This window comes from Streptomyces microflavus (genome assembly GCF_014650075.1).
Classification (GTDB): Bacteria; Actinomycetota; Actinomycetes; order Streptomycetales; family Streptomycetaceae; genus Streptomyces; species Streptomyces microflavus.
On the sequence record NZ_BMUG01000003.1, the window covers coordinates 416,259 to 438,824 of the forward strand.

General features: G+C 69.9%; 19 protein-coding genes and 5 pseudogenes. 6 read left to right on the top strand and 18 right to left on the bottom strand.

Features of this window, described 5'->3' with window-relative positions; translation table 11 throughout:
- Positions 1-27 precede the first annotated feature (27 nt).
- The 5 genes and pseudogenes from IE264_RS10810 to IE264_RS10825 all read right to left on the bottom strand — a co-directional run bounded on the left by IE264_RS10810 (position 28) and on the right by IE264_RS10825 (position 4,083).
- Entirely contained in the window at positions 28-300 is a 273-nt protein-coding gene (locus IE264_RS10810) for a DUF3253 domain-containing protein (RefSeq protein WP_032757063.1), read from the bottom strand.
- A gap of 147 nt (positions 301-447) precedes the next feature.
- Positions 448-549 (bottom strand): annotated as a pseudogene (locus IE264_RS38795) (DUF5655 domain-containing protein); the annotation flags it as partial.
- A 471-nt stretch (positions 550-1,020) separates the two neighbouring features.
- Positions 1,021-1,668 (bottom strand): class F sortase, encoded by a 648-nt coding sequence (locus IE264_RS10815; RefSeq protein ID WP_032756811.1) that lies wholly within the window; start codon positions 1,666-1,668, stop codon positions 1,021-1,023.
- Between the two features lie 52 nt (positions 1,669-1,720).
- On the bottom strand, positions 1,721-2,353 hold the full coding sequence (locus IE264_RS10820; RefSeq protein ID WP_032756810.1) for a hypothetical protein: 633 nt from the start codon (positions 2,351-2,353) through the stop codon (positions 1,721-1,723).
- 404 nt (positions 2,354-2,757) lie between these two features.
- On the bottom strand, positions 2,758-4,083 hold the full coding sequence (locus tag IE264_RS10825; protein WP_032756809.1) for an APC family permease: 1,326 nt from the start codon (positions 4,081-4,083) through the stop codon (positions 2,758-2,760).
- Positions 4,084-4,212: 129 nt separating this feature from the next.
- On the opposite strand from IE264_RS10825, the gene IE264_RS10830 reads away from it, so the two are divergent.
- Positions 4,213-4,668: an SRPBCC family protein gene (locus IE264_RS10830; RefSeq protein WP_015612809.1), complete on the top strand. Its 456-nt coding sequence runs from the start codon at positions 4,213-4,215 to the stop codon at positions 4,666-4,668.
- Positions 4,669-4,740: 72 nt separating this feature from the next.
- Positions 4,741-6,357: a phytoene desaturase family protein gene (locus tag IE264_RS10835; RefSeq protein WP_032756807.1), complete on the top strand. Its 1,617-nt coding sequence runs from the start codon at positions 4,741-4,743 to the stop codon at positions 6,355-6,357.
- Between the two features lie 37 nt (positions 6,358-6,394).
- On the opposite strand, the gene IE264_RS10840 is transcribed toward IE264_RS10835, so the two are convergent.
- Positions 6,395-7,291, bottom strand: a complete 897-nt coding sequence (locus IE264_RS10840) for an SDR family oxidoreductase (RefSeq protein ID WP_032756806.1) — start codon at positions 7,289-7,291, stop codon at positions 6,395-6,397.
- Positions 7,292-7,556: 265 nt separating this feature from the next.
- Between IE264_RS10840 and IE264_RS10845 the strand changes: the two genes are divergently transcribed.
- Positions 7,557-9,035 (top strand): aminotransferase class I/II-fold pyridoxal phosphate-dependent enzyme, encoded by a 1,479-nt coding sequence (locus tag IE264_RS10845; protein WP_032756805.1) that lies wholly within the window; start codon positions 7,557-7,559, stop codon positions 9,033-9,035.
- A gap of 92 nt (positions 9,036-9,127) precedes the next feature.
- On the opposite strand, the pseudogene IE264_RS10850 reads toward IE264_RS10845, so the two are convergent.
- The 3 genes and pseudogenes from IE264_RS10850 to IE264_RS10860 all read right to left on the bottom strand — a co-directional run.
- Positions 9,128-10,264, bottom strand: a pseudogene (locus IE264_RS10850) (FAD-dependent oxidoreductase); the annotation flags it as partial.
- A 4-nt stretch (positions 10,265-10,268) separates the two neighbouring features.
- The gene (locus IE264_RS10855) at positions 10,269-10,736 is read right to left on the bottom strand and encodes an MSMEG_6728 family protein (RefSeq protein ID WP_015612817.1); all 468 of its coding nucleotides are present in this window, start codon (positions 10,734-10,736) and stop codon (positions 10,269-10,271) included.
- A 290-nt stretch (positions 10,737-11,026) separates the two neighbouring features.
- Positions 11,027-11,170 (bottom strand): annotated as a pseudogene (locus IE264_RS10860) (glutathione-dependent formaldehyde dehydrogenase); the annotation flags it as partial.
- A gap of 123 nt (positions 11,171-11,293) precedes the next feature.
- Between IE264_RS10860 and IE264_RS10865 the strand changes: the two are divergent.
- Positions 11,294-11,446, top strand: a pseudogene (locus IE264_RS10865) (cysteine hydrolase); the annotation flags it as partial.
- Positions 11,447-11,543: 97 nt separating this feature from the next.
- On the opposite strand, the gene IE264_RS10870 reads toward IE264_RS10865, so the two are convergent.
- Together IE264_RS10870 and IE264_RS10875 are read right to left on the bottom strand one after the other, a co-directional pair.
- Entirely contained in the window at positions 11,544-11,939 is a 396-nt protein-coding gene (locus IE264_RS10870; protein ID WP_032756802.1) for a VOC family protein, read from the bottom strand.
- A gap of 229 nt (positions 11,940-12,168) precedes the next feature.
- Positions 12,169-12,779: pseudogene (locus IE264_RS10875) on the bottom strand (LLM class flavin-dependent oxidoreductase); the annotation flags it as partial.
- 642 nt (positions 12,780-13,421) lie between these two features.
- Between IE264_RS10875 and panD the strand changes: the two are divergent.
- Both panD and IE264_RS10885 read left to right on the top strand, forming a co-directional pair.
- The gene (gene panD / locus IE264_RS10880; RefSeq protein ID WP_031124841.1) at positions 13,422-13,847 is read left to right on the top strand and encodes an aspartate 1-decarboxylase; all 426 of its coding nucleotides are present in this window, start codon (positions 13,422-13,424) and stop codon (positions 13,845-13,847) included.
- An 87-nt stretch (positions 13,848-13,934) separates the two neighbouring features.
- Entirely contained in the window at positions 13,935-14,288 is a 354-nt protein-coding gene (locus IE264_RS10885) for a GNAT family N-acetyltransferase (RefSeq protein WP_015612838.1), read from the top strand.
- 60 nt (positions 14,289-14,348) lie between these two features.
- Here the strand turns inward: IE264_RS10885 and IE264_RS10890 are convergent, their stop codons facing one another.
- From IE264_RS10890 to IE264_RS10920, 7 genes are all read right to left on the bottom strand, one after another.
- On the bottom strand, positions 14,349-15,119 hold the full coding sequence (locus IE264_RS10890; RefSeq protein ID WP_032757062.1) for a PIG-L family deacetylase: 771 nt from the start codon (positions 15,117-15,119) through the stop codon (positions 14,349-14,351).
- Positions 15,120-15,203: 84 nt separating this feature from the next.
- A complete protein-coding gene (locus tag IE264_RS10895) occupies positions 15,204-16,172 on the bottom strand; it encodes an NUDIX hydrolase (RefSeq protein WP_032756801.1) in 969 nt (322 codons plus the stop codon).
- A 536-nt stretch (positions 16,173-16,708) separates the two neighbouring features.
- Positions 16,709-18,130 carry a type III PLP-dependent enzyme domain-containing protein gene (locus IE264_RS10900; protein WP_051821803.1) on the bottom strand — a complete coding sequence of 474 codons (1,422 nt, stop codon included), beginning with the start codon at positions 18,128-18,130 and terminating at the stop codon, positions 16,709-16,711.
- Positions 18,131-18,165: 35 nt separating this feature from the next.
- Positions 18,166-18,963, bottom strand: coding sequence for a family 1 encapsulin nanocompartment shell protein (locus IE264_RS10905; RefSeq protein WP_032756800.1), 798 nt, complete (start codon positions 18,961-18,963; stop codon positions 18,166-18,168).
- On the bottom strand, positions 18,963-20,033 hold the full coding sequence (locus IE264_RS10910; protein WP_032756799.1) for a Dyp-type peroxidase: 1,071 nt from the start codon (positions 20,031-20,033) through the stop codon (positions 18,963-18,965). Before IE264_RS10910 ends, IE264_RS10905 begins: the two co-directional genes overlap by 1 nt.
- A 117-nt stretch (positions 20,034-20,150) precedes the next feature.
- Complete coding sequence (gene gnd, locus IE264_RS10915; protein ID WP_015612845.1) at positions 20,151-21,593, bottom strand: NADP-dependent phosphogluconate dehydrogenase; 1,443 nt, start codon at positions 21,591-21,593, stop codon at positions 20,151-20,153.
- 130 nt (positions 21,594-21,723) lie between these two features.
- Positions 21,724-22,299 carry a DUF5709 domain-containing protein gene (locus tag IE264_RS10920; protein ID WP_032756798.1) on the bottom strand — a complete coding sequence of 192 codons (576 nt, stop codon included), beginning with the start codon at positions 22,297-22,299 and terminating at the stop codon, positions 21,724-21,726.
- Positions 22,300-22,566: the final 267 nt, after the last annotated feature.

Genomic DNA, 22,566 nt, shown 5'->3' on the forward strand with positions numbered 1-22,566 from the left:
GCTCGGTGGCGCCCCCCCCGGGCGGTCTCAGCGCACGCGGCGAATGCGGATCGGGCCACGCGCCTCGGCCGGCGCGACGGGACGGCCGCCCTGGGTGATCTCCACTTCGCCGGCCGCCACCAGCCGCCGTGCCGCCCGGCGGGCCGGCTCCATGAGCGCACGCCAGCCGTCGTCGTCCCCGGCGTGGACCGCACGTGCGGCGTCGGAGGGGCAGATGGTCGCGGCGGGCGCGCGTGCGTCCAGCAGTTCCAGGATGGCTCGTTCGAGCTGCTGGTCCGTCTGCTGCCCGGTTCCGGTCATGTTGCGAGTGTCGCATTCGCCCCGCGACGCAGCACCGAGAACGGCAGGGCCATCGCCGCGACGGACATGGACCCGCCGGCCCTGCGCGGCAAGGGCCCGGTCGATCGACTCGGCGGCCTCCGCGCCCAACACCTTCCGGACGAGCACCTCGAACTCGATCATCACCGGACTGCCGTTCTCATCCAGCCCCAGGGTGTCGACCCGCCTCCGGTGCCACGCACCGGTCGGATACTCCGACGCCATGAACCGCCGATCGACGGAAAGCCCTGGGTCTTCCGCATTCGCGGTCCGGATCGGCCTCTCTCGGATAACCGCGTTCAGAGCGAGGAGGGCGGATGTACACCCACGCCTGCCGGGTCGTGGCCGGCCTGGACGTTGCAACCGCATGTCCTCCATGAGGAATCACGCCACGACGAAGGACGAGCGATGGTTCGGAAAACCCGTGCCTCAGCTCGTCCGGCGGCGGCTGCGGTCGAAGAGCAGGGCGCTGGTGCGGGAGGAGGCATCGCGGCTCGGCGACGCGGGCGTCGTCCTGATGGCGCACTCCTACTTCCTGCGCATACTCACCACCCACTACCTGCGGCCGGCTATCAAGGCGCTCAACATGGCGTTGCCGGAGCGGTTGTTCGCGGCGAGGAGGGTCGGAGCCAGTCTCCGCTTCGGGCGTGAGGGCGGCCGGTACCTCGTCTCCGAGGTACCGGCCGAGTCCGGGCGCGGCGTTCAGGCCGCTGCTTTCTTCAGTGATGTGAGGTGGGCGAAGACCACCACATTCGCCGAGTATCCCGCCTTCTCGTCGAAACGCCCGCCACAGGTGAGCAGCCGGAGTTCGGGCCGCCCGGTCTCCCCGTACACCTTGTCGTCGGGGAATTTATCCTTCGTGTACGTATTCACCGCGTCCACCGTGAACACCGCGGTTCTGCGGTCCGCGCGCACCACGTTGACCTTGTCGCCCCGGCGCAGTGCGTTGAGGTTGAGGAAGATGGCGGGGCCGGTCCTGGTGTCCCGGTGGCCCACGAGCAGGGCCGTGCCGTTCTCACCGGGCGACGGCCCCTTCTCGTACCAGCCCGTCAGCTTGGGCTTGCTCAACGGCGGGGCTTCGAGCCGGCCCTTCGTATCGAGGCCGAGTCCGGTGACCGCCGCCTCGATGAAGATGGCGGGAATGGCGACCTTCAGGGGGCGGGAGGGCACCAGGGGGGTGTGCGAGGCGGGCACGTGCTTCTCTGGTTTGTGCGGTGCCCGTCGGAACGACTCCCGCCCCCCGCCTGCGGCGTCGCTGCCGCGGGCGGCGACCGCCTGGGTGTCCTCGGCGGAGTCCGAGGACACCCAGACGATGCCGGCCACCAGAGAGAACGTCACGCACAGCGTCATGGTGAGACGGCACGCGCGCGACGGTCCCCGTCGTCGCCGTCGGCAGCGGACGTTACGCCTCGCCACGGGCACGGCGACGTGCGGACCGGCGCATCATGATCAGGCCCGCGGCGCCTGCGGCCCCGGCTGCCAGCGCGGCGGCGGCTCCGACGTTCGAGTCGCCCTCGGAGCTGATGGGCTCCATGTCCGGGACACCCCCGCCGCCCGCGGGGACCCCGCCGATGGGCCTCTGCGGCTTGTGAGGCTTGCCGCCGCCGTGACCGCGGTCGGGGCACTCGACCTTGAAGCTCTTCTGCTTCGGGCCCGCCGGGACGACCCACACCAGCTGGTACGTGCCCTCCGGGAGCCGGTACTGCTCACTGCGCGCACTGCCGTTGATGAGCGGAAGGGTGTCCAGCAGGGTGGTGCCCGGCGGCACGGTCGGGGGCTGCTCGGTAATCGTCCAGGGGACCGAGGGGAACGACTCGAAGTTGCTCGCCGACAGCACGAACTTGCAGACCTCGACCCCGTCGCGGTCACCGCGCGAGTGCCAGCTGACCGAGCGGATGTCGATGTCACCGCTGTCGCCGGGGAGGGCGTAGGCGGCGGGTGCTCCGGCCAGAGTGGCACCGGCGACTGCGACCGCGACGGCCACCTTGGCGCCCGTGCGGGCACTGCGGGATCGGACGGAACTGGGGATGCGCATGAAGGCTCCTTCAAACCGGGATGATTGTCGTACTGATCACCTGATCGCCTAAGGGATGCCATGAATCGTCGTAAAAGTCAGATAAGACACGGGAATATTCCAGAAGTGCCCTGATCGGCAGACAGCACATGAGTGGCACCCGGGGCACGGACCGGATCGCGGGCCGAGAAGCAGCAACACGAGGGAGCCGAAAGGCTGCGGCCCGCTTCTCCGCATCCGGCCTGCCCGGGACGGGCACGACCGACGCCGCGTCCTCCCGCGCCTCCTGCGTACGGACTTGTGCTCAACCTGCCGCAGCCGGCAGGCGGGGAAGCCCTGGGCGATCCGCGACCCCTCCAGCGAGGCCGCAGGATGGGTCATCCGGAGAGGACGTACGGCTACGGCAGGAACACTGAAGACACCCGTCAGGAGGACCGTCGTGACCGTACCGCGGCGATGACGCCGAGCCCGGCGCCGACGGCCATGACGAGAAGTGCCCTCAGCCAGACGTCGTGTTCGATCTGGGTGGCGAGCACGACGCAGGACACGGCTCCGAGGACCGGAACGAGGGTCGGCGCCCGGAAATGGTCCCGGGACACCGCGTCGCGACGCAGCACGAGGAGTGAGGTGTTGACGAGGAAGAAGACCGCCAGGAGCAGCACGACCAGCGTGGAGGCGAGCGTCGCCACATCGCCGGTCAGCGCGAGGAGCAGCGCGAGCGCGGTGGTCGTGGCGATGGCGGCCCAGGGGGTGCGCCGGCCGGGGAGGACCTTCGTCAGGAAGCGGGGCAGGAGACCGTCCCGTGCCATGCCGTAGGCCAGGCGCGAGGACATGATGCCGGTCAGCAGCGCTCCGTTCGCGACCGCCACCAGGGCGATGGCGCTGAAGAGTTCTGTGGGGACTCCTCCCGCCGTGCGGACGACTTCCAGGAGCGGCCCGCTGGACTCCGTCAGCTTTGCGGTCGGCACGGCCACCGCTGCCGCCACGCCGACCAGGACGTACACGGCGCCTGCGGTGAGGAGCGCGCCGAAGAGCGCCCGGGGATACGAGCGACGGGGGTCACGGGTCTCCTCGGCCACGTTGACGGACGTTTCGAACCCGACGAACGAGTAGTAGGCGAGCACCGCACCGCTGAGCAGGGCTGCCACGGGGCCCTCACGCGAGGTGCCGAGGTCCGTGAGCCTTGCCGTGTCTCCGTCGCCGCGCAGCACGATCCAGGCGCCGAGCCCGATCACCAGGAGCAGTCCACCGACTTCGATGACCGTGGCGACGACGTTGGCCCGGGTCGACTCGCTGATGCCTCGCGCGTTCAGCAGCGCCAGCGCGGCCAGGAAGACCAGCGTCACCAGCACCACGGGCAGGGAGACGAACTCGGACAGGTAGTCGCCGCCGAACCCTCGGGTGAGGGCGGCCACCGACACGACGCCGGCCGCGAGCATGCAGAATCCGGCGAGGAACCCGAGGAACGGCCCGTAGGCCAGGGTGGCGTAATGCGATGCGCCGCCCGCGCGCGGATATTTGGTGACCAGCTCCGCGTAGGAGGCGGCTGTCAGCAGAGCCAGGCACAACGCCGCGAGCAAGGGGGCCCATACGGCACCGCCGGACTCGGCGGCGACCTGGCCCACCAGGACGTACACGCCTGCTCCGAGGACGTCTCCCAGGATGAAGAAGTAGAGCAACGGCGTGGTCAGAGCCTTCTTGAGAGGTGTCGAAGAGTCCGTGGCCGGGGGAGTCGTGGGAAGTGGCTTCACGTGGTACCACGTACCCGGCCTGCCGCTCAGCAGACGGCGGGCCCCTCGTATGCCTGCGAAGGTGGAGCGTAGGGCAGAAGAGGTCGGGTACGTGAGGGCCTGCGGATTCGACGAGAGCTGGAGAAACCGATGGCTGTACGACACCGATTGATCGAACGTCCGGTCGAGGACGTCTGGGCGGTCCTCGCCGATCCCACGCGCTACGGCGACTGGGTGGTGGGAACATCTGAGTCGACGCCCGACGAAGGTACCTGGCCCGAGGTCGGCGCCGACATCACGTACACGGTCCAGCTGGGCTGGTGGTCCGCCCAGGGACGCACCGTCGTCCGGCGCTGTGAGGCCCCGCACGTGCTGGAGCTGGAGGCCGAGAGCGGATGGCTGGGCACCGCCCGGATCGCGCTGAAGGTACGTCGCTGGGGACGGAACACGCTGGTGATCATCGATGAGCATCCCTTGCGAGGGCCCGCCGCGAAGCTCCACAACACCGCCATCGACGCGTTCGTCCAGGTGCGTCACCGCACCATGCTCGCCCGTCTGGCGGAAGTGGTCGAGAGGACCCCAAGGCGCGAACACCAGGTCGCATGACCGTCGCACCCGCCCGTAGGACGACAGAGTGGCCGGCCAGTAGTGGCTCGGCGGGAACATGAGGAGGCAGCGATGCCGGATGCGGTGGTCATCGGCGCGGGACCCAACGGGCTCGTCGCGGCGAATCTTCTCGCCGCCGCGGGGTGGAGTGTGGAGGTGCTGGAGGCGCAGCCGGAACCCGGTGGTGCGGTCCGCAGCGATCGTGGAGTCCATCCGGATTACGTGAGCGACCTCTTCAGTGCCTTCTATCCACTGGCCGCGGCGTCACCCGTACTCGGCGGGCTGGAGCTCCAGGAGGAGGGGCTCGAATGGAGCCGCGCCCCTCGGGTGCTGGCCCACCCGCTGTCGGACGGCCGGTGTGCGGTGCTCGAACGGGAGTTGCGGGAGACGGCGGCGGGTCTGGATACGTTCGCGGCGGGTGACGGGGCGGCCTGGCTCGATCTGTACGGCACCTGGACCCGTCTGGGCCCCGACATCCTGCGCGCGCTGTTCACCCCTTTCCCACCCGTACGGGCCACCGTCCGGCTGGCCGCCAAGCTCAGGGCGGCCGGGGGACTTCGTCTGGCGCGGACGATGGTCCTGCCCGTGCGTCGCCTCGGTGAGGAGGAGTTCCGCGGCGAAGCGGCGAGGCTCCTCCTTGCGGGGAACGCGCTGCACGCGGATCTCGGCCCCGAGGCGGCAGGCAGCGGAGGTTTCGGCTGGCTGATGTCCATGCTCGGCCAGACCTACGGATTTCCCGTGCCGGTCGGAGGGGCCGGGGCGCTCACAACGGCCCTGGTGCGCCGACTGGAGCGGCACGGCGGTGTCGTCCGGTGCGGGGAGCGCGTGGACGAGATCGTCGTACGCGCAGGACGCGCGGTCGGCGTACGCACCGCGAGCGGTGAATCCGTTCCGGCCTCCCGTGCCGTGCTCGCCGATGTCTCCGCACCGGCGCTCTACGGCGGACTGGTCGACCCCCGGTTCCTACCTGATCGGCTGCTGAACGATCTGCGTCGCTTCCAGTGGGACTTCGCTACCTTCAAGGTCGACTGGGCGCTGAACGGACCGGTGCCGTGGACCGCCGGTGAGGCGTCCACGGCGGGGACGGTTCACCTGGCCGACGGGGTCGACGGTCTCACCCGGTTCGCCGCGCAGATCGCGACCGGGCAGGTGCCCGACCGTCCCTTCCTCCTCTTCGGGCAGATGACCACGGCGGACGCCACACGCTCACCCGCCGGCACCGAGTCGGCCTGGGCCTACACCCATGTTCCGCACCGCATCAAGGGAGACGCCGGCGAGGACGCCCTCACGGGGCGGTGGGACCGGCGCGAACAGGAAGCCATGGCCGACCGGATGGAGCACGAGATCGAGCGCTGGGCGCCGGGGTTCCGATCGCGTGTCCTCTCCCGTCGGGTTCTCGCTCCTCCGACCATCGAGGCCATGGATGCCAACCTGCTCGGCGGCGCGATCAACGGCGGCACCGCCGCCGCGCACCAGCAGCTGGTGTTCCGCCCGACCCCGGGCACGGGACGGCCCGAGACACCGGTGAAGAACCTGTACCTCGCCTCCGCCTCCGCACATCCCGGTGGCGGCGTGCACGGGGCCCCCGGCGCGAACGCGGCCCGCGCCGCGCTGCGCGCCGGGAGCGTATACCGCCTGCACACCCCTGCGATGCCCTGGGCCGCCCGGGCGGGGAAGCCCACCAAGTGACGGCCTGGCTCTGCTGACAGGGTTTCGCTCCGGGCCCTCAGCGCGGATCTGCTGTTCTTCCGCCATTCCGAACGGTCGCGCGCCGTGCTGCTCGTCCTCCGGCTCCCAGCAGCCCCGTCGCTGTATACCGGGAGTGCGTCAACTTCCTACGGGCTACCTGAGTGATTACTCCCGGCAGAACGCCGCGCACCAACTGGCTGCTCCGAAGCCACCCCGGTGCGTACACGGAGGACGCACGTCTCTCTACCGAGGTGACCACGCGGTGGGCCATATGTTCGACGGAACTGACGGCGCGGGCGGGCTGCGGCATATGGCTTCGGAGTTTCCTCATCACCGTGTAACGGTCGGCGTCGCGAATCATGTCTGTGTCAATCCAGTTGAGATACGCGATCCCGACGCTCACCCCGCAGGGGGCCGTTTCGGCACGCAGGGAGTTGGCGAAGGATTCCACGCCGGCTTTGGACGCGCAGTAGGCACTCATCATCGGCACCGCTCCGATGGACGCGATCGATGCGATCTGGAGGTAGTGGCCGCGAGTGTCGAGCAGCTGCGGCAGGAACGAGCGGGCGGTGACTGCGCTGCCGATCAGGTTGACCTCGATCACGCGTCGCCAACTTGCCGGATCCGAGTCGAGGAAAGGGCCGGCTTCGGCCACTCCTGCGTTGGCGACAACGATCGAAACGGGGCCCATGAGACGGTGCACGTCCTCAGCAGCGTGGACCATCGCGTCGTCGTCGGTAATATCCACGGGCCAGGACCGCGACACTGTCGGGAGTTCGGTGGCCGTCCGAGCGAGGGCGTCCTCCTCCAGGCCGAGCAGAGCCACGTTGACCCCACGGGCAGCCAATTCCTTGGCGATGGCCTTGCCGAGCCCACGTGCGCCACCGGTCACGACGGCCGTGCGACCGCTCAAGAGCCGCTCGTGGTCAGTCATGGGTCATTCTCCAGGTGTACGCGGCTCGTTTCCGTAGCCTGACGATGTGCGGTAGAGCCTGACGCCGTAAAGACCGGGAGGTCTTCATCGGCGTGCTCATATGTAGTTGGCGTTTCGCTCAGATCAGGGAATTTTCCCAAGATGCCATCGTCTCACTGCCACGGGTTCGTGTGCTCCCAAAGGGCGTTCTCGGGTGTCGGCATTTTCCCTTTCGGCTGTGCCCCCCTCCTCGTTTCCTCACTCCTTCAGTGGGAAGCTGCGCAGTATGGACCATTCGCAAGTTCCTGTACTGGACGCTCTGAAGGCGTACCACGCACGAAACCTCATGCCGTTCACACCGCCCGGCCACAAGCAGGGCCGGGGAGCTGACCCCAGGGTTCGGGCGGTTCTGGGAGATCCGGTCTTCGACGCGGACATGCTGGCCGTGTCCGGCTTGGACGACCGCACCTCGTCACAAGGGGTCCTGAAGCGAGCGGAGGAGTTGATGGCCGACGCCGTCGGCGCCGAGCACACGTTCTTCTCCACCTGCGGCAGCTCACTGTCCGTGAAGGCCGCCATGCTCGCCGCCGCAGGACCGCACGAGAAGCTGTTGGTCAGTCGAGACGCGCATAAATCAGTTGTCTCGGGCCTGATCCTTGCGGGTATTCGTCCGGTATGGGTGGAGCCTCGGTGGGACCCCGCCCTCCGCCTGGCTCACCCGCCGGCTCCCGAGGCACTCCTGTCGGCGTTCGCGGAACATCCGGACGCACGGGGGGCCTTGATCACCAGTCCCACCCCTTACGGCACCTGCGCCGACATTCAGGCCATTGCGGCGCTGTGCCACGAGCGAGGTGTGCCGCTGATCGTGGACGAAGCCTGGGGTGCTCATCTGCCTTTCCACCCTGACCTGCCCACCTGGGCCATGGACGCCGGCGCGGATGTGTGCGTGACTTCGGTCCATAAAATGGGTTCGGGCCTTGAGCAGGGATCGGTCTTCCACCTGCAGGGCGAACTGATCGATGTGAAAACGCTCGCCTCCCGCGCCGACCTGCTGGACACGACCAGCCCCTCGGTCCTCATCTACGCTGCTCTGGACGGTTGGCGCCGTCAGATGGTGGAACACGGCCGTGAGCTCCTGGACGACGCTCTCTCGAGGGCCCGCCGTGTACGTGCGGAGATCGAGAACATCGAGGGCCTGCACGTCAACGACCGCGAAGACTTCTGCGCGCCGGGGCGAGCGTTCGACATGGACCCGCTACAGGTCTTCATCGATCTGAACGGTCTCAAGCTCAGCGGATATGACGCAGCCGACTGGCTCCGCCGACACCACCGGATCAATCTGCACACCTCCGACCACAGGCGTATCAACGCCCAGCTCACCCACGCTGACGACGACACGACGACGGCACGCCTCCTTGAGGGCCTGCGTGACCTGGTTGCGCACGCCGACGAACTGCCACCCGCTCCAGATATCCGCGTTCCGGACCCCGGCGAACTGCGTCTCCGGCAGGCGACACTGCCACGCGACGCCTTCTTCGGTGCCGTTGAGCAGGTACCGGCAGAACGAGCGGTCGGCCGGATCTGCGCCGAAATGCTCACGCCGTACCCGCCCGGAATCCCCGCCGTTCTCCCGGGCGAAGTCCTCGACCAGGCCGTAGTTGACTACCTGCGGACCGGCGTGGACGCAGGAATGCTTGTTCCCGACGCCTCCGATACCACCATGGCTACCATTCGTGTCTCCACACGCGATGTCGGCGCCGACTGACTGAACTGCACGTCGAGCGCTGGAGAGGCAACTGCCCTGTCTGCCCGTGGCAGTCGCCTCCAGAGCGCTGCTATGACCTGCCTTGACGGTGATCAGACTTTCCGGGGAGACAACGGCCGCAGGGCGGGGCCGTGGAGCACCTTGCCGTCGATGCCGAACCGCGATCCATGGCAGGGGCACTCCCATGCCGTTTCGGCCTCGTTGAAGGAGACCAGGCAACCGAGATGGGTACAGCGCGCCGACACAGCATGGGCAGTTCCGTCCTCCTCGCGATAGACGGCGCAATGGCGCCCCTCGATTCGGACGACCGCGCCTGATCCCGGGGCGATCTCGGCGACCGAATCCACATGCGTGGTCTTTGCCCTGTCGCCCACGAAGTGCCGAACCACCTCGACCTGCTGCTTGAGCAGGGCAGGTGCCTCCCTCAGGGTGCTCCACAGGCGGCGGGGGTCGTACAGCCCGGCCCATTCGGGTTGCGCGCCGGTGACCAGCGCCGCAAGCAGCTGTCCGGCCATGGCGCCTCCGCTCATGCCCCAGCCGCCGAATCCGGTGGCCACATACACATGGCGCGCACCCGGGTGGAAAAGGCCGACCAGCGGCACACCGTCGCTCACATCGTTGTCCTGAGCGGCCCACCGGTACGCCGTCTCGCCGACCGGGAAGTGGTCGTGCATCCAGCGGTCCAGCCGCAAGAACCGTTGGTGGCTGTCACCCGCGCCGGGCGTAAAACTTTCACCCGTGACAACGAGCAGCCGTCGGCCCCCGTCGAGAGGCGCGGTACGGACCGATCGCTTTCCCATGTCGTCGGTGACGCACATATGCTTCGGCGCCCTACCGACCGCAATGGGGGCGGCGACAACCAGTTCCCGGCGCGGTGACAAGCGAGCGAAGTGGAGTGCCCGGTCGAACACCGGAAAGTGAGTGGCGACGATGACGTCCTCCGCGGTGATCGTCACACCCCCCTCGGTGGTCACCTTGCAGGGACTGCCCTCGCTGAGCCCGGTCACGCGGACTCGTTCGTAAATGAGGCCGCCTTGTGCCGTGATGTCGTCGGCCAGAGCCAGAAGGTACTTGCGGGGGTGGAACTGCGCCTGCGGAACCATTCCACCGGACGTTGGGCTCTCGGCCCCGGCAGCGAGTGCCGGCCCGAGGGAATGGAGTGACCCGGAGCACACCCGTGGGTGACCACGTTGTGCCGAAGATTGCGATCCTCGGAATTGCGGAGTCCTTCAGCTATCCGGAGCGGTCCGAAGCCGGCCAGACGTAGGGCAGGCCGTCGGGGTCGTCCGGGAAGAGAGGGACGTAGATGGCCGGGTCCTTGCTCCGAAGCGCGGACCGGTGACTACGGTGGAAGGCGGGGTTCCCCAACCACGGCGGCAATTCGTGGTCCGCTGCGAGTTCAGCCTGCGAACGCACACCCAGATCCGTTCCTCGGGGCGGCAAGCCGGCCACGAGTGAAACGGCGCACGTATCCGCGCGCCCGGTAGCCGTCCACACCCGGCAGACCTCGAGCCCGTACCGCACCAGCGCCTCCTGATAGCCCGTCCACATGCGAACAGCCGGGTGGTGACGCCACCCGTAACCAGGGACCGTCAGGCCGCGCAACACCTGAAGTGCTTCGACGCGCTGCTTGCCCAAGCGCCGGGAGTCGAGCGATGCGGCGGAAGCGACGAAGTCGGGATAGGGCAAGAACGTCTGCATGCCAGCTCACCCCTTGGTCGATGCTGCCGGTCGCCGAGGCCAGAAGGGACGAGTCCCGAATGCCAGGGCTTCAATCTCGCACAACAGCACGCGCCCAGCCTCTGGAGCGAAACAACGACCTCGGTGACCGGAAGCGGGCGGGGGCCCAACCCGCGACGAAGGAACCCGTTCTTTGCCGGCCTCGTCCGGCCGATGCCTGAGCATTCCCTGTCATCCGTCCGAACCGGTGACACGCATCTTCAGGGATTTCGCCACGAGGTGCGCAAAGTCGGCTTCGGTGATCCACGTGAAAGGGCCTCGCACAGGTGAAGGTCGGATCCGCAGATCCCGGTGGACGTGATCTTGACAATGACGTCCGTCGGATCCTGGATTTTCGGGTCCGGGACCGTCTCCACCCGAACATCCCGCTTTCCCTGATAGGTGAGTGCGCGCACAGTCCGCTCCCTACTTCGTCGGCATTCGCGAACGAGTGTGCCGGGTTCCCACCCTGTCAATCGCGAAACACACAGACAGGTAGAGGGCCGGGACACGAGCGGCCCCTTTGCGATGATGCAGCCATGAAGAGCAACGCGCTCATCGTGGTCGACATGATCAATACATACGATCACCCCGATGCCGACCTGCTCGTTCCATCCGTCCGGAGCGCACTGCCCCACATCGCGAGGCTCATCGCCCGCGCCCGATCGGAGCATGTCCCGGTCATCTATGCCAGGATCACCCCAGCGGACGACGTCGACTTCTGACATCGGTACGCGAGGGCGCTGCGGTACCGTCCCGCCCGCAGCGGGCCGGGCCGAACTGCAGAGTTCAATCGAGGTAGTGGGCGTGCCCCTGGTCATCGAGGCCGACGGAGCCCGGGCCCTCGGGGATGATGCAGAACTCGTTGCCCTCGGGGTCGGCCATCACCAGGAAACCGCCGTCGGCGTACTCTTCCAGCCGTCGCCCTCCGAGTGCCTCGACTCGCTGCCGCTCGGCTCCCGGGTCGGGGGAGGTGATGTCGAAGTGCATGCGGTTCTTCCCGGCCTTGGGCTCGCCGGCCTGTTGAAAGCCCAAGCCCAGCCCCCTCTCCCGCCGCAGCCAGACGTAGGGGCCGGTACGGTTCACGATCGGACGGCCGAGCAACTCGGACCAGAATGCGGCGAGCCGCTCGGGGCCGTCAGCGTCGATGATGAGGGCGTTGATCTGCAGAGGTGCCTCTGTCATGGGTCGATCCTTTATCACCGGGCGACCTCGCGAAACACCTGTGGTCGCCGCCTCGGACAATGGCTCGCCCGGCTCGCCCATCTCGGCTGTTTCGGTCGGCTCCATACGCGGATGGGCACTTCGTCGAGGGCGAGTGGCCGCAAAGGGTCTCCTCCTTCCAGGCGCTGTGCGGGCGTGCCTCCGGCGGAGGCGCCGACAACGGACCCCGGGGCGTACGGGGCCACAGCTTTCAGGCTCGCGCGTTGTTCGGCTTGGGCTGTCGGATGCGCGCGTCGAGCTCACGCTGGTAGAAGTCGATGGAGCCGGCGGGGCCGGGGCCCGCGACCTGCATGACCAGCCTGTCGAAACCCGGGTCGATGTAGCTCTGGGCGGCCTCGATGTAGCGTCCGGGGTCCGCTCCGCAGGTCAACCTCTCCAGAATATCCGCACGGTGGTGGTCGCAGCATCGAAATCGCCGTCGTACGGGCCGGTTCCGCCGGCGCCACGGTAGTGCTGGACGATGCTCGGCTTGTCCTCCGTGGCAAACAGGCCGTCGCCCAGTTCGGCGACGATGCGCCTCGACATGTGGCCGCTGGCGGCCACCGCGACCAGAGGCATTTCGCCGGGGAGGTCGAAGGCCCCGTCGTCCTGCAGCCGCAGATGCTTCCCCTCGTAGAACCGGTACCCCCGCTCCAAAGCAGCGTGTTCGTTGAGCCGCTTCCCCGAGCCGACTCCTAGGACGAAGCGGCCTTCCGAGAGGGCGAGTGTCGCGGCCGCCTGAGTGATGATGGCGGGGTGGCAGCGCACGGTGGGGCACGTGACCCCGGTCCGCAGACCGATCCGCGATGTCTTGGCCGCGATACACTCGGTGATCTCATTCACTGCGCCAGGCGAAGCCGTCCTTCTTCGTGTCGCACGAGCTGCCTCTTTCGGAGGCAGCCGACGTCTACCGTCACTTTGATGATCGCGACTCCGGATGAACCAAAGTGGTGCTCAAGCCCTGATTGTTCTTTCAAGCGCAAGACCAGGGAGGGGCGCACCAGTCCGTTGCGAGGCCCGCTGAGTTTGAGTTCGGTGGCGGTCGGCCGTCGCACCTCACGTGAGACGGCACCCCCTGCACCCCTCCAGGGCGCCCCCGCTGTCCCGCTCACCGGACCGGGAACCTCGGTGTCCGCAGCACGGAAGCCCTTTACCAGCGCCACACTTGAACACCACCGCTACGTCGGACAGCCCAGAGCCGTGCAAGGGCCCTTCGGCCGTCTTGTACAGGACTTTAGTGTTCCGGCCTCGGCTGCATCCATGAGTACTCGCTCGACAGGGCGGTCTTCGTGCGACTGGAGCGCCGGAGAGCTTGGCCGAAGTGTCGATTCACGCAAGATGACTCCTGATCAGTCCTCAATGAACCCAGTGAAAGCTGACCGAACCTGCGAATCGTTGTAGGGTGCGAGAACAGCACTTGACCTGCAAAAACGCAGGCAGGGAGCCTAGCCCAGGAGTACCTCGATGCTGCGCACCATGTTCAAGTCCAAGATCCACCGGGCCACCGTCACCCAGGCCGACCTGCACTACGTCGGTTCCGTGACGATCGACGCCGACCTGATGGACGCCGCCGACCTGCTGCCCGGCGAGCTGGTCCATATCGTCGACATCGACAACGGCGCCCGTCTGGAGACGTACGTCATCGAGGGCGAGCGAGGCTCCGGTGTCATCGGGATCAACGGCGCCGCCGCACACCTCGTGCACCCCGGCGACCTGGTCATCCTGATCAGCTACGCACAGGTCGAGGACGCGGAGGCCCGCGCGCTCACCCCGAAGGTCGTCCACGTCGACGCGGACAACCGGATCGTGGCGCTCGGCACCGACACGTCCGCGCCGGTGCCCGGGACCCGTACGGAGCGGAGCCCGCAGGCTGTCGTAGCGGGCGGCTGAACCGGCCGCCCGCGCCCCAACGGAAACGACTCCACGGAAGCGACTCCGCGGAGACGGCTCCACCGGAGACGAGGAGAGCAGGAGCCCATGGCGGAGAACGCTGCTGTAGAGATCAGTGACGACCGGGAACGCGGCACACTGACGGCCCACGAGGACGGGAAGGCCGCCGGCACCATCGCGTACTTCGTCATGGAGCCCGCCCCGGGCGCGCTCGTGGCCGTCCACACGGTCGTCCGCCCCGAACACGAGGGCAAAGGCATCGCGGGAGCCCTCGTCCGCGAGTTCTACGCCATCGCCGCCCGGGAAGGTGTCCCCGTCGTGCCCCTGTGCCCGTACGCGGCGAAGTGGGCACAACGCCACCCGGACGAGGCCCCCGAGGCTCCGGAGGAGCTCGTCCGGGAGGCGGAGCGGCAGCTGCGGAACCATCCCGAGCTGTTCTGACGCGCCCGTGCGGCGGCGGGCGCCCGGACGGTTCCCGGGAGCCCGCCGTTCCGCTGTGCCTCAGGCGCTCAGCGCCGTCTCCGCCGCGCCGCGGAGTACGAGATCCCGGCGGATGTACCACTCGGTGCCCAGGATCCGGCGCTGCACGTCCGGCGGCAGAGCGGCGATCCGGCCGGGAGCGGCCCCCCGTTCCACCTCGCTGCGATGGGCGAGGATCGCGGCCAGCTTCTGGGGCAGCCAGGGGCCGACATCGACCTTCGTGGTGATCCACGCGTCGTCCGAGACGTAGAACGCACCGGTGGGAGTACCCTCGCGGCCCAGGCGCCCGCCCACCTCCTCGGCGGCCGAGTGCGGGTGCGTGGCCAGGTAGAGGGCGCTCGGCTGCCAGGGGTCACCCGCCTCGGGGAAGAGCCGGGCGAGCCCCGCCGCCCGGACGGCCAGGGCGGTGACCCGGTGGGTGTGTACGTGGTCGGGGTGGCCGGTCATACCGCCGTAGGCGTCCGGGGCGATCACGACCTGCGGCCGGACGGCACGGATGTGGCCCACCAGGGCCCCCACCGCCTCGTCCAACGGCGCGTCGACGAACCGGGGCCGCCCCGGGGCCGACTCCGGAACCCGTGCGTCCGCGTAGCCGAGGAGCCGGGGCGCTCCCGCGCCCAGGATCTCCAGGGCCCGCGCGAGCTCGATGACCCGGTGACTCCCTTCCACCCAGGTCGTGGTGACCACCGCGGTCCGCGCCCCGGCGGCCGCGTGCTGGGCGAGCACGCCACCCGAGAAGAGGGACTCGTCGTCCGGATGGGCGTGAACGGCGAGCAGGCTCGGCAGGGACACGCTCGGCAGGGGCATGTTCGGCAGGGTCATGATGGACGCCTTCCTGTCGGTGTATGGGAGGGGCGGGCCGGTGTGGGCGGGGCCTCACTCCCACCCCAGTTCGCTGTACGGCACCCCGGCCCGGATGGACCCGATGGCCGCACGGGCGTACGGGACGATCGGTTCCGGGAGGTCGTCGGGGTGCCACCAGTCCCAGCCGACGCACCGGTCCGGCTCCAGGACCTCGGGGGTGCCCTGCCAGTGGCGGGCCCGGAAGACGAGCTGCAGCCGTGGCTGCGCCTGCGGGGTGTCGGTGAGATGGACGGCGTGGGCGAACTCCACGTCGGCCGGGTCGATCACCAGACCGGCCTCCTCCGCCGCCTCCCGTACCAGGCAGGCGACGGCCGACTCCCGCTCGCAGTGCCCGGCGAGGAAGTGGTGCATCCCTCCGGCGTAGGCGGACCCCGGGTGGCGCAGGCCGAGGAGCACCCGGCCGTCGGCGTCCTCCAGGTAGAGGTGGACGCCGATGATGTGCGGGACGGTCGTGCTGTGCGCCGCACGTGTCGCCGTCGCCGGTGGCGGTGGCGGTGGCGGGGGTTCCGCTTCGGCCGCGTGGCGGAGGACCAGGTCGAGGGTCGAGCGGCTCATCCGCAGGCGGGGGAGGTCCTCGGGGGCGAACCAGTGCAGCATCACCCCCTCCGTCAGCGTGAGCTCCGCGGGGTCCCCGTTCCAGCGGCCGGAGTGGACCGCCACCGGGACCGTCGTGCCGTCCATGCCCGTCGCGTTCTCGACGGCGTACGACTCCAGTACGGGCAGGTCGAGGCCTGCCTCCTCCCGCAGTTCCCGCCGTACCGTCTCCTCCAGCGACCGGTCCTGCGGTTCGCGGCCGCCGCCCAGGAGCGACCAGGCACCCGGTTCCCGGATCAGGCCCGGCAGGTGGTCGCGCAGGTGCATGAGGTACTGCCCGGCGTCGTTGCGGATGAGCGCCGAGGCGTTCGTCGGCTCGGGGGCGGGGGAGTCGCGGACGGGTGTTCGGCTGGGGGCCCCGGTCGTGCGAGGCGGCTGCTCGGTCACGTGCCGACCGTAGCGCCGGCCGGGTGGGGGTTCGCGGGGTTCGGCGATGGACCGTCCCGGTGAGTGAGGGGCGGCCCGCGGTCCCTTCGGCCCGTGCGTACGTGTGGACTCGGCAGGCGGGGGCAGCCGCACCGGGAGACGGTGGAGGAAAGCTCCATCTGTCCGTTTCATGTCGTTGTGGAGGATCGAAATGACCCACCCGTACCCCGACCCCGTACCGCCGTCGCCGACGCCTCCGCCCGTGCCGGGTCCGCCGACCCCCGTGCCGAGCCCGCCGCCCGTGCCGCCGGGCCCCGCCCCGGTACCCCCGGGCCCGGCTCCGGACCCGATCCCGCAGCCCCCGGCGCCCGGCCCGGACCCCGTGCCGGACCCGGAGCCGCAGCCCGAGCCCGCGGGGCCGTAGTAGCGCTGCGCGGGGGCCGGTGACGAGAGCCGCCCCCGCGCCGCCCGGGCCGTACGGAACGGAACCGGTCCGGCCGGCTTTCACCGTACGAAGCCGCACCGCGCCGCCAAGGCCGTACGAAACGGATCCGGGCTCAGCCCAGCCCCGTCAGCGCGTCCGCGTGCGCCAAGCCGCTCTCCGCGGCGATCGCGTCCATCGTCTGCGCCTCCCGTACCGTCGCGAACCGCACCTCGCCGTCCGGCGCCGAGGAGCGGAAGCCGTACACCGCGGGGCGCGGCAGGCTGTTGTACGCCCACGGGGTGGAGAAGTAGTACGCCCCCGTGTCGTACAGCACCACGAAGTCACCCTCGGCCAGCTCCGGCAGCTCCCGGCCGTGCGCCACCACATCGCCCGCGAAGCAGCAGGGGCCCGCGATGTCCTGCGCCAGCGCCGGGCCCGGCTTCGGTGAGCCGTCCGCGGTGAACGCCCCGACCCGCAGAGGCCAGGAGCCGGGCATGAAGACGGTACGGGTGGCGGTCTGCGCCCCCGCGTGGGTGAGCGCGATCCGGCGGCCGCCCGCGTCCTTCGTGTACTCCACCCGCGCCCCGATGAAGCCGTTCTTCGCGAGCAGCGACCGGCCGAACTCGGTGACCAGCGCGTACCGCCCGGAGAAGAGCCCGGGGGCGGCCGCCGTCAGGGCGTCCACGTAGGAGGCGTAGGTGGGGTGCACGGTGTCGCCGGTGAAGTTGACCGGCAGCCCGCCGCCGATGTCCAGGCTGGTGACCTGCCGGGTGCCGAGGCGTTCGTTGATCTCCTCGGCCAGCTCGTACGTGTCCGCCACGCCCGCCGCGATCAGCTCCAACGGGCAGCCCTGGGAGCCGATATGGGCATGCAGGCGGGTGAGCCACGGGCGGGCTTCGAAGGCGCGTACGACCGCCTCTCGGGCACCCGGGTCGCGCAGCGCGACCCCGAACTTCGAGGTGTCCGTCGCCGTGCTCATGGGCCCGATCGCGCCGCCGCCCACCTGAGGATTGACCCGCAGCCCGAGGACGGAGGCCGAGTCCCGGTTCCGCAGCGCGTCGATGCGGCGAAGTTCGTCGATGCTGTCGGCGTTGACGGCCACCCCGAGGGCCAGCGCCAGCCGGATCTCCTCACGGGTCTTCGCGGGGGAGTCCAGCACGATCGTCCCCGGCGCGAAACCGGCCTCGACGGCGAGCCGCAGCTCACCCGGGCTCGCCACCTCGCACCCCATCCCGCAGTCGGCGAGCAGCCGCAGGACCGGGATGAGGGAGGAGGCCTTGGCCGCGAAGGTGTGCAGTACGCCGGGGCTGTGGGCGAACGCCTCCCGCAGCGCGGCGACGGACGAGCGGACCCCGTCCGTGTCGACGAACCCGGCCACCGGGCGGGACTCGCTCAGCAGCCCCTGCCCGACGGCCGCCCGGACGGCTGCGTCGAAACGGACGGCGGGCCGTCCGACGGGCCCGGGAGGACCAGGGGGCGCAGAGGGCGCAGGGAGTGCGGAAGGTGCGGAAGGTGTCTGTGTCGTACGGCCGGAGTCGGTGATGGCTGCCCCCACAGGTCTTCGGCGGATAACTCTGGAACGGCCGCCTCTCAGGCGATGAGCCCGACCACCGCCTCCGGCGTCAGCATCCGGAAGGTGAACGCCTGCTGGAAGTAGAGATGGACGCTGGTGGCGTCGTGGTCCGCGTACCCGATCGACAGGTCCTGGCCCAGGCAGAGTTCGAAGTCGCCACCCCGGGTGGAGAGCAGCACCCCGCCCTTGACCGCGGGCGCCCACAGGATCTCGTCGTCCACGATACGGCTCAGATGGGTCTTGACCGGATACCCGTGGTCGGACGTCTCGGCGGCCTCGGTGAACGCGTCGGCGCCGAGCAGCAGCCGGTACGGTCCGTCGACACCGGCCAGCCGCAGCCGCGTCACCGCCTGGCTGACCGCCACCGGGTAGTCCCGCGCATCGGCGGGCAGCGGCAGCGGGTCGTGCGAGGAACCGTCCCGCAGACCGGTGATCCCGGCCGCCGCGTACCCGTCGATGACCGCCATGTCCTCCGCGTACGCACAGGTGCGCGCCGCGTCCTTGACGGGCTGCCAGTCGCTGTCGGCGGAGCCGCGCTCCACGTCGTCCACGGCCTGCCGGGTCACCGTGAACGGCACCCGCCACTCGATGACCGGCATCGACGTACGCGCCCGGGCCACCACGTCCGGCGTGGGCGGGTCGATGCCGCGAAGGTGGCCGTCACCGACCGCCGACAGCGTCGGGCCGTCGGGATCGGAGACGTCGACGACGCGGCGGCCCGCGACATGGCGTCGGAACGTGCGCCGGGCCTCCTCCTCGATCTCGTCCCAGGCGGCGGGGGTGACCGGTGCGAGTTCGCGGTGCAGATTGTTCATCACTGGGCGCTTTCTTGCAGGCTGCCGATGCGCAGCGAACCGTGGTCCGACCCGGCCGGGACGGGCTCCTGCCGGACCGGCGCGGGCACCGGTTCCGGCCGGTCCCCGGTACGGATCAGGGCGGGCGGGGGCGGCGGGGCGTCGAGGAAGTCGGCGTGGGGGGCGAAGAAGAGGGTGCCGGTGACCGCCGTGGAGAAGTCGAGGATGCGGTCGTGCGTGCCCGGCGGGTCACCGAGGAACATGTTGCGGAGCATGCGTTCGGTGACGTCGGGGTCGGCCGCGTAACCGATGAAGTACGTGCCGAACTCGCCCTGCCCGAAGTTCCCGAACGGCATGTTCGCCCGCAGGATGTCGCGTTCGGTGCCGTCCGGGTCGGTGATCGTGTTGAGCGCGAGGTGCGAGTCGGCGGGTTTCTCCTCGTCGGGGAACTCCACGTCGTCGAACTTGGTACGGCCGATGACGCGTTCCTGCTCCTCCACGGAGAGCGCGTTCCACGAGGTCAGGTCGTGCAGGTACTTCTGTACGACGACATAGCTGCCGCCCTCGAACTCCGGGTCCTCCGCGCCGACGAGCGCCGCCGAGCGGGCGTCGTCGCCCACCGGGTTCTCCGTACCGTCCACGAAACCGAGCAGGTCCCGGTGGTCGAGATAGCGGAAGCCGTGCGTCTCGTCCACGATGCGCAGCGCCCCGCCGAGCTTGGTGAGCAGCTGCGCCGCCCACTCGTAACAGACGTCCATCCGCTCGGCCCGGATGTGCAGCAGCACATCGCCCGGGGTCGCCGGGGCGTGGTGGAGCCGGCCGCGCAGCTCGGGGAACGGGTGGAGGTGGGCAGGGCGCTCCCCGCCGAACAGACGGTCCCAGGCGGCGGAGCCGAACCCCGTCACACAGGCGAGGCCGGCGTCCGGGTAGCGGAAGCCGAGGGAGCGCGCGACGGCGGCCAGGTCCGGCAGCACCTCCCGTACCGCGTCCTCGCCGCCCGGCTCGATCGTGCCGACCAGGAAGAGCGCCGCATTGGTCAGCGGAGCCACGACGGGCTGGACCGCGACGGGATCGGGGACGGCGTCGGGCATGCGCGCACACTCCAGGAATCGGGGGGATCTCGTACAGGGCTCGCAGCCCACTAAGCCACGTCCCGTGGACGCCCGCACCCGGGGTGGCCCGGCCGGGCCACCCCGGCTGCGTACGCCTCAGCCCGCCTCGACCTCGGACCGGTCCCCGCCCCAGAGCGTGTGGAACGACCCCTCCCGGTCCGTACGCCGGTAGGTGTGCGCCCCGAAGAAGTCCCGCTGCCCCTGCGTGAGCGCCGCCGGCAGCCGGTCCGCGCGCAAACCGTCGTAATAGGACAGCGCGGCGGCGAAACCGGGCGTCGGCACGCCCTGGCGCGCCGCCTCCGCCACCACCGCGCGCCAGTCGTCCTGGGCCTCCCCGATCTCCCGCCCGAACTCCTCGTCCGACAGCAGGCTCACCAGCTCAGGCCGGGAGTCGTAGGCGGCCCGGATGCGGTCCAGGAACGCCGCCCGGATGATGCAGCCCGCACGCCAGATCGCCGCCACGGAACCGAGGTCGATGTCCCAGTCGTACGCCTCGCTGCCGGCCCGGATCTGGTGGAAGCCCTGCGTGTACGAGACGATCTTCGACGCGTACAGGGCCTGCTCGACCCGGTCCGCGAACGCCGAGGCCTCCGCCCCCTCCAGCGGCTTCGCCACCGGGCCCGGCAGCTCCCGCGACGCCTCGCGCAGGTCCACGTGGCCCGACAGCGAGCGCGCGAAGACCGCCTCGGCGATCCCGGAGACCGGAACGCCCAGGTCGAGCGCGATCTGTACCGTCCAGCGCCCGGTGCCCTTCTGCTCCGCACGGTCCTGCACGATGTCGACGAACGGCTTGCCGGTGGCCGCGTCCGTATGGGCGAGGACCTCCGCGGTGATCTCGATGAGGTACGAGTCCAGCCGCCCGGTGTTCCAGCTCCGGAAGGTGTCGGCGATCTGCGCGGGGGAGTACCCGGCGACCCTGCGCAGCAGGTCGTACGCCTCCGCGATCAGCTGCATGTCCGCGTACTCGATGCCGTTGTGGACCATCTTCACGAAGTGCCCGGCCCCGTCGGGACCGATGTGCGCGGTGCAGGGGGTGCCGTCCTTCGCCTGCGCGGCGATCTTCTCCAGCATCGGACCCAGCGACGCGTAGGACTCGGCGGAGCCGCCCGGCATGATGCTCGGCCCGTGGAGCGCTCCCTCCTCGCCGCCGGAGATGCCCGCCCCGACGAAGTGGATCCCGCGCTCGCGCAGCTCCTTCTCCCGGCGGCGGGTGTCCTCGAAATGGGCGTTGCCGCCGTCGATGATGACGTCGCCGTCCTCCAGCAGCGGTGCGAATTCCTGGATCACCGCATCCGTGGGATCTCCGGCCTTCACCATGATCACCAGGCGCCTGGGCCGCTCCAGGGCCGCGACGAACTCCTCGGGGGTGTGCGCGGCGACGAAGGTGCCCTCCTCGCCGAACTCCTTCACCAGGGCGTCGGTCCGTGAGGTCGTGCGGTTGTGCACGGCGACGGTGAAGCCGTTGCGGGCGAAGTTCCGGGCCAGGTTGCGGCCCATCACCGCGAGGCCGGTGACGCCGATCTGAGCAGTGCCGCTCATCTGTGTGCTCCTGCGATTCCGGGGGCGTTGGGTCAGGGGGTACGGGACGGGGGGCGGCGGTGTTCACCTGCCTGCCCGGGCTCCGGCGATACGTGCTCGCGCGTGGGCGGTCGGGTCACGGTGACGGCCGTCATGCGCCTTTTCCGGGGCCCTTGGCGTTGCCTTCGCGGGGGACCTTGCCGGGGCCGTCGTCGGCCGGATGGCCGTCGACGAGCGCGCCGTCGGGGAGCGAACCGTCCAGAAGGGTCTCGTCGTCCCCGTCCTCGGGGATCACATGCATGGCGGCTTCCTCGGCCGACGCCGCGGCGCCGTCGATGCCCACATCGCTGGCGGTGAGCGTGGCCGGGACACTGCCTTCCGCCTGCTGGGTCAGCCGCCCGGCCCGGGTGATACCGACTTTGCCGTCCCAGAGTTCGCCGTCCCCGCCCGCCAGGTCGCCCACGCCGTCGCCGGTGAATCCGGGCGTCTCGGGCAGTTCCCTGGTCAGCCGGGCGTCGAGCGACTCACCCGTGAGGCTTTCGGCAGCCGTGGTGCCGAGACCCTCGACCACCCAGGGCCGGTCCGGCGGCGAGTAGCCCTCGTCGAGGGGATCGCCGGTGCCGGACGGGTCCAGCAGCGTGTCCTCGGCGCCGAGCTGTTCGTCGGGATCGGAAGCCTCCTGCTCCTGGGGCTGGTAGACGTCGTCCCCCCAGTCGGTGTCGCTCATGGCGCGTCCTTTCCTCGGGAGAACCGCTGTCCCCTGTACGCAATTCCACTCCGGTCCCGCTCCGGCCGCAAAGGGAAGATCGGATCGCGGGGCCGGGCCGTGGCGCGTCGGCCGGGTCCGTACGGAGGCCGAGGCCCCTGCCGTACGGGGGCGGGGAGCCGGAACACAGGGTGTGCGTACCGTCCAGCCGGCCCGCAGGCAGGGATGGCTCCCCGGACGCACGGACCCCGTTCGTCCGGCGGCGGGCAGCTGCCCCCCAAGGGCCGG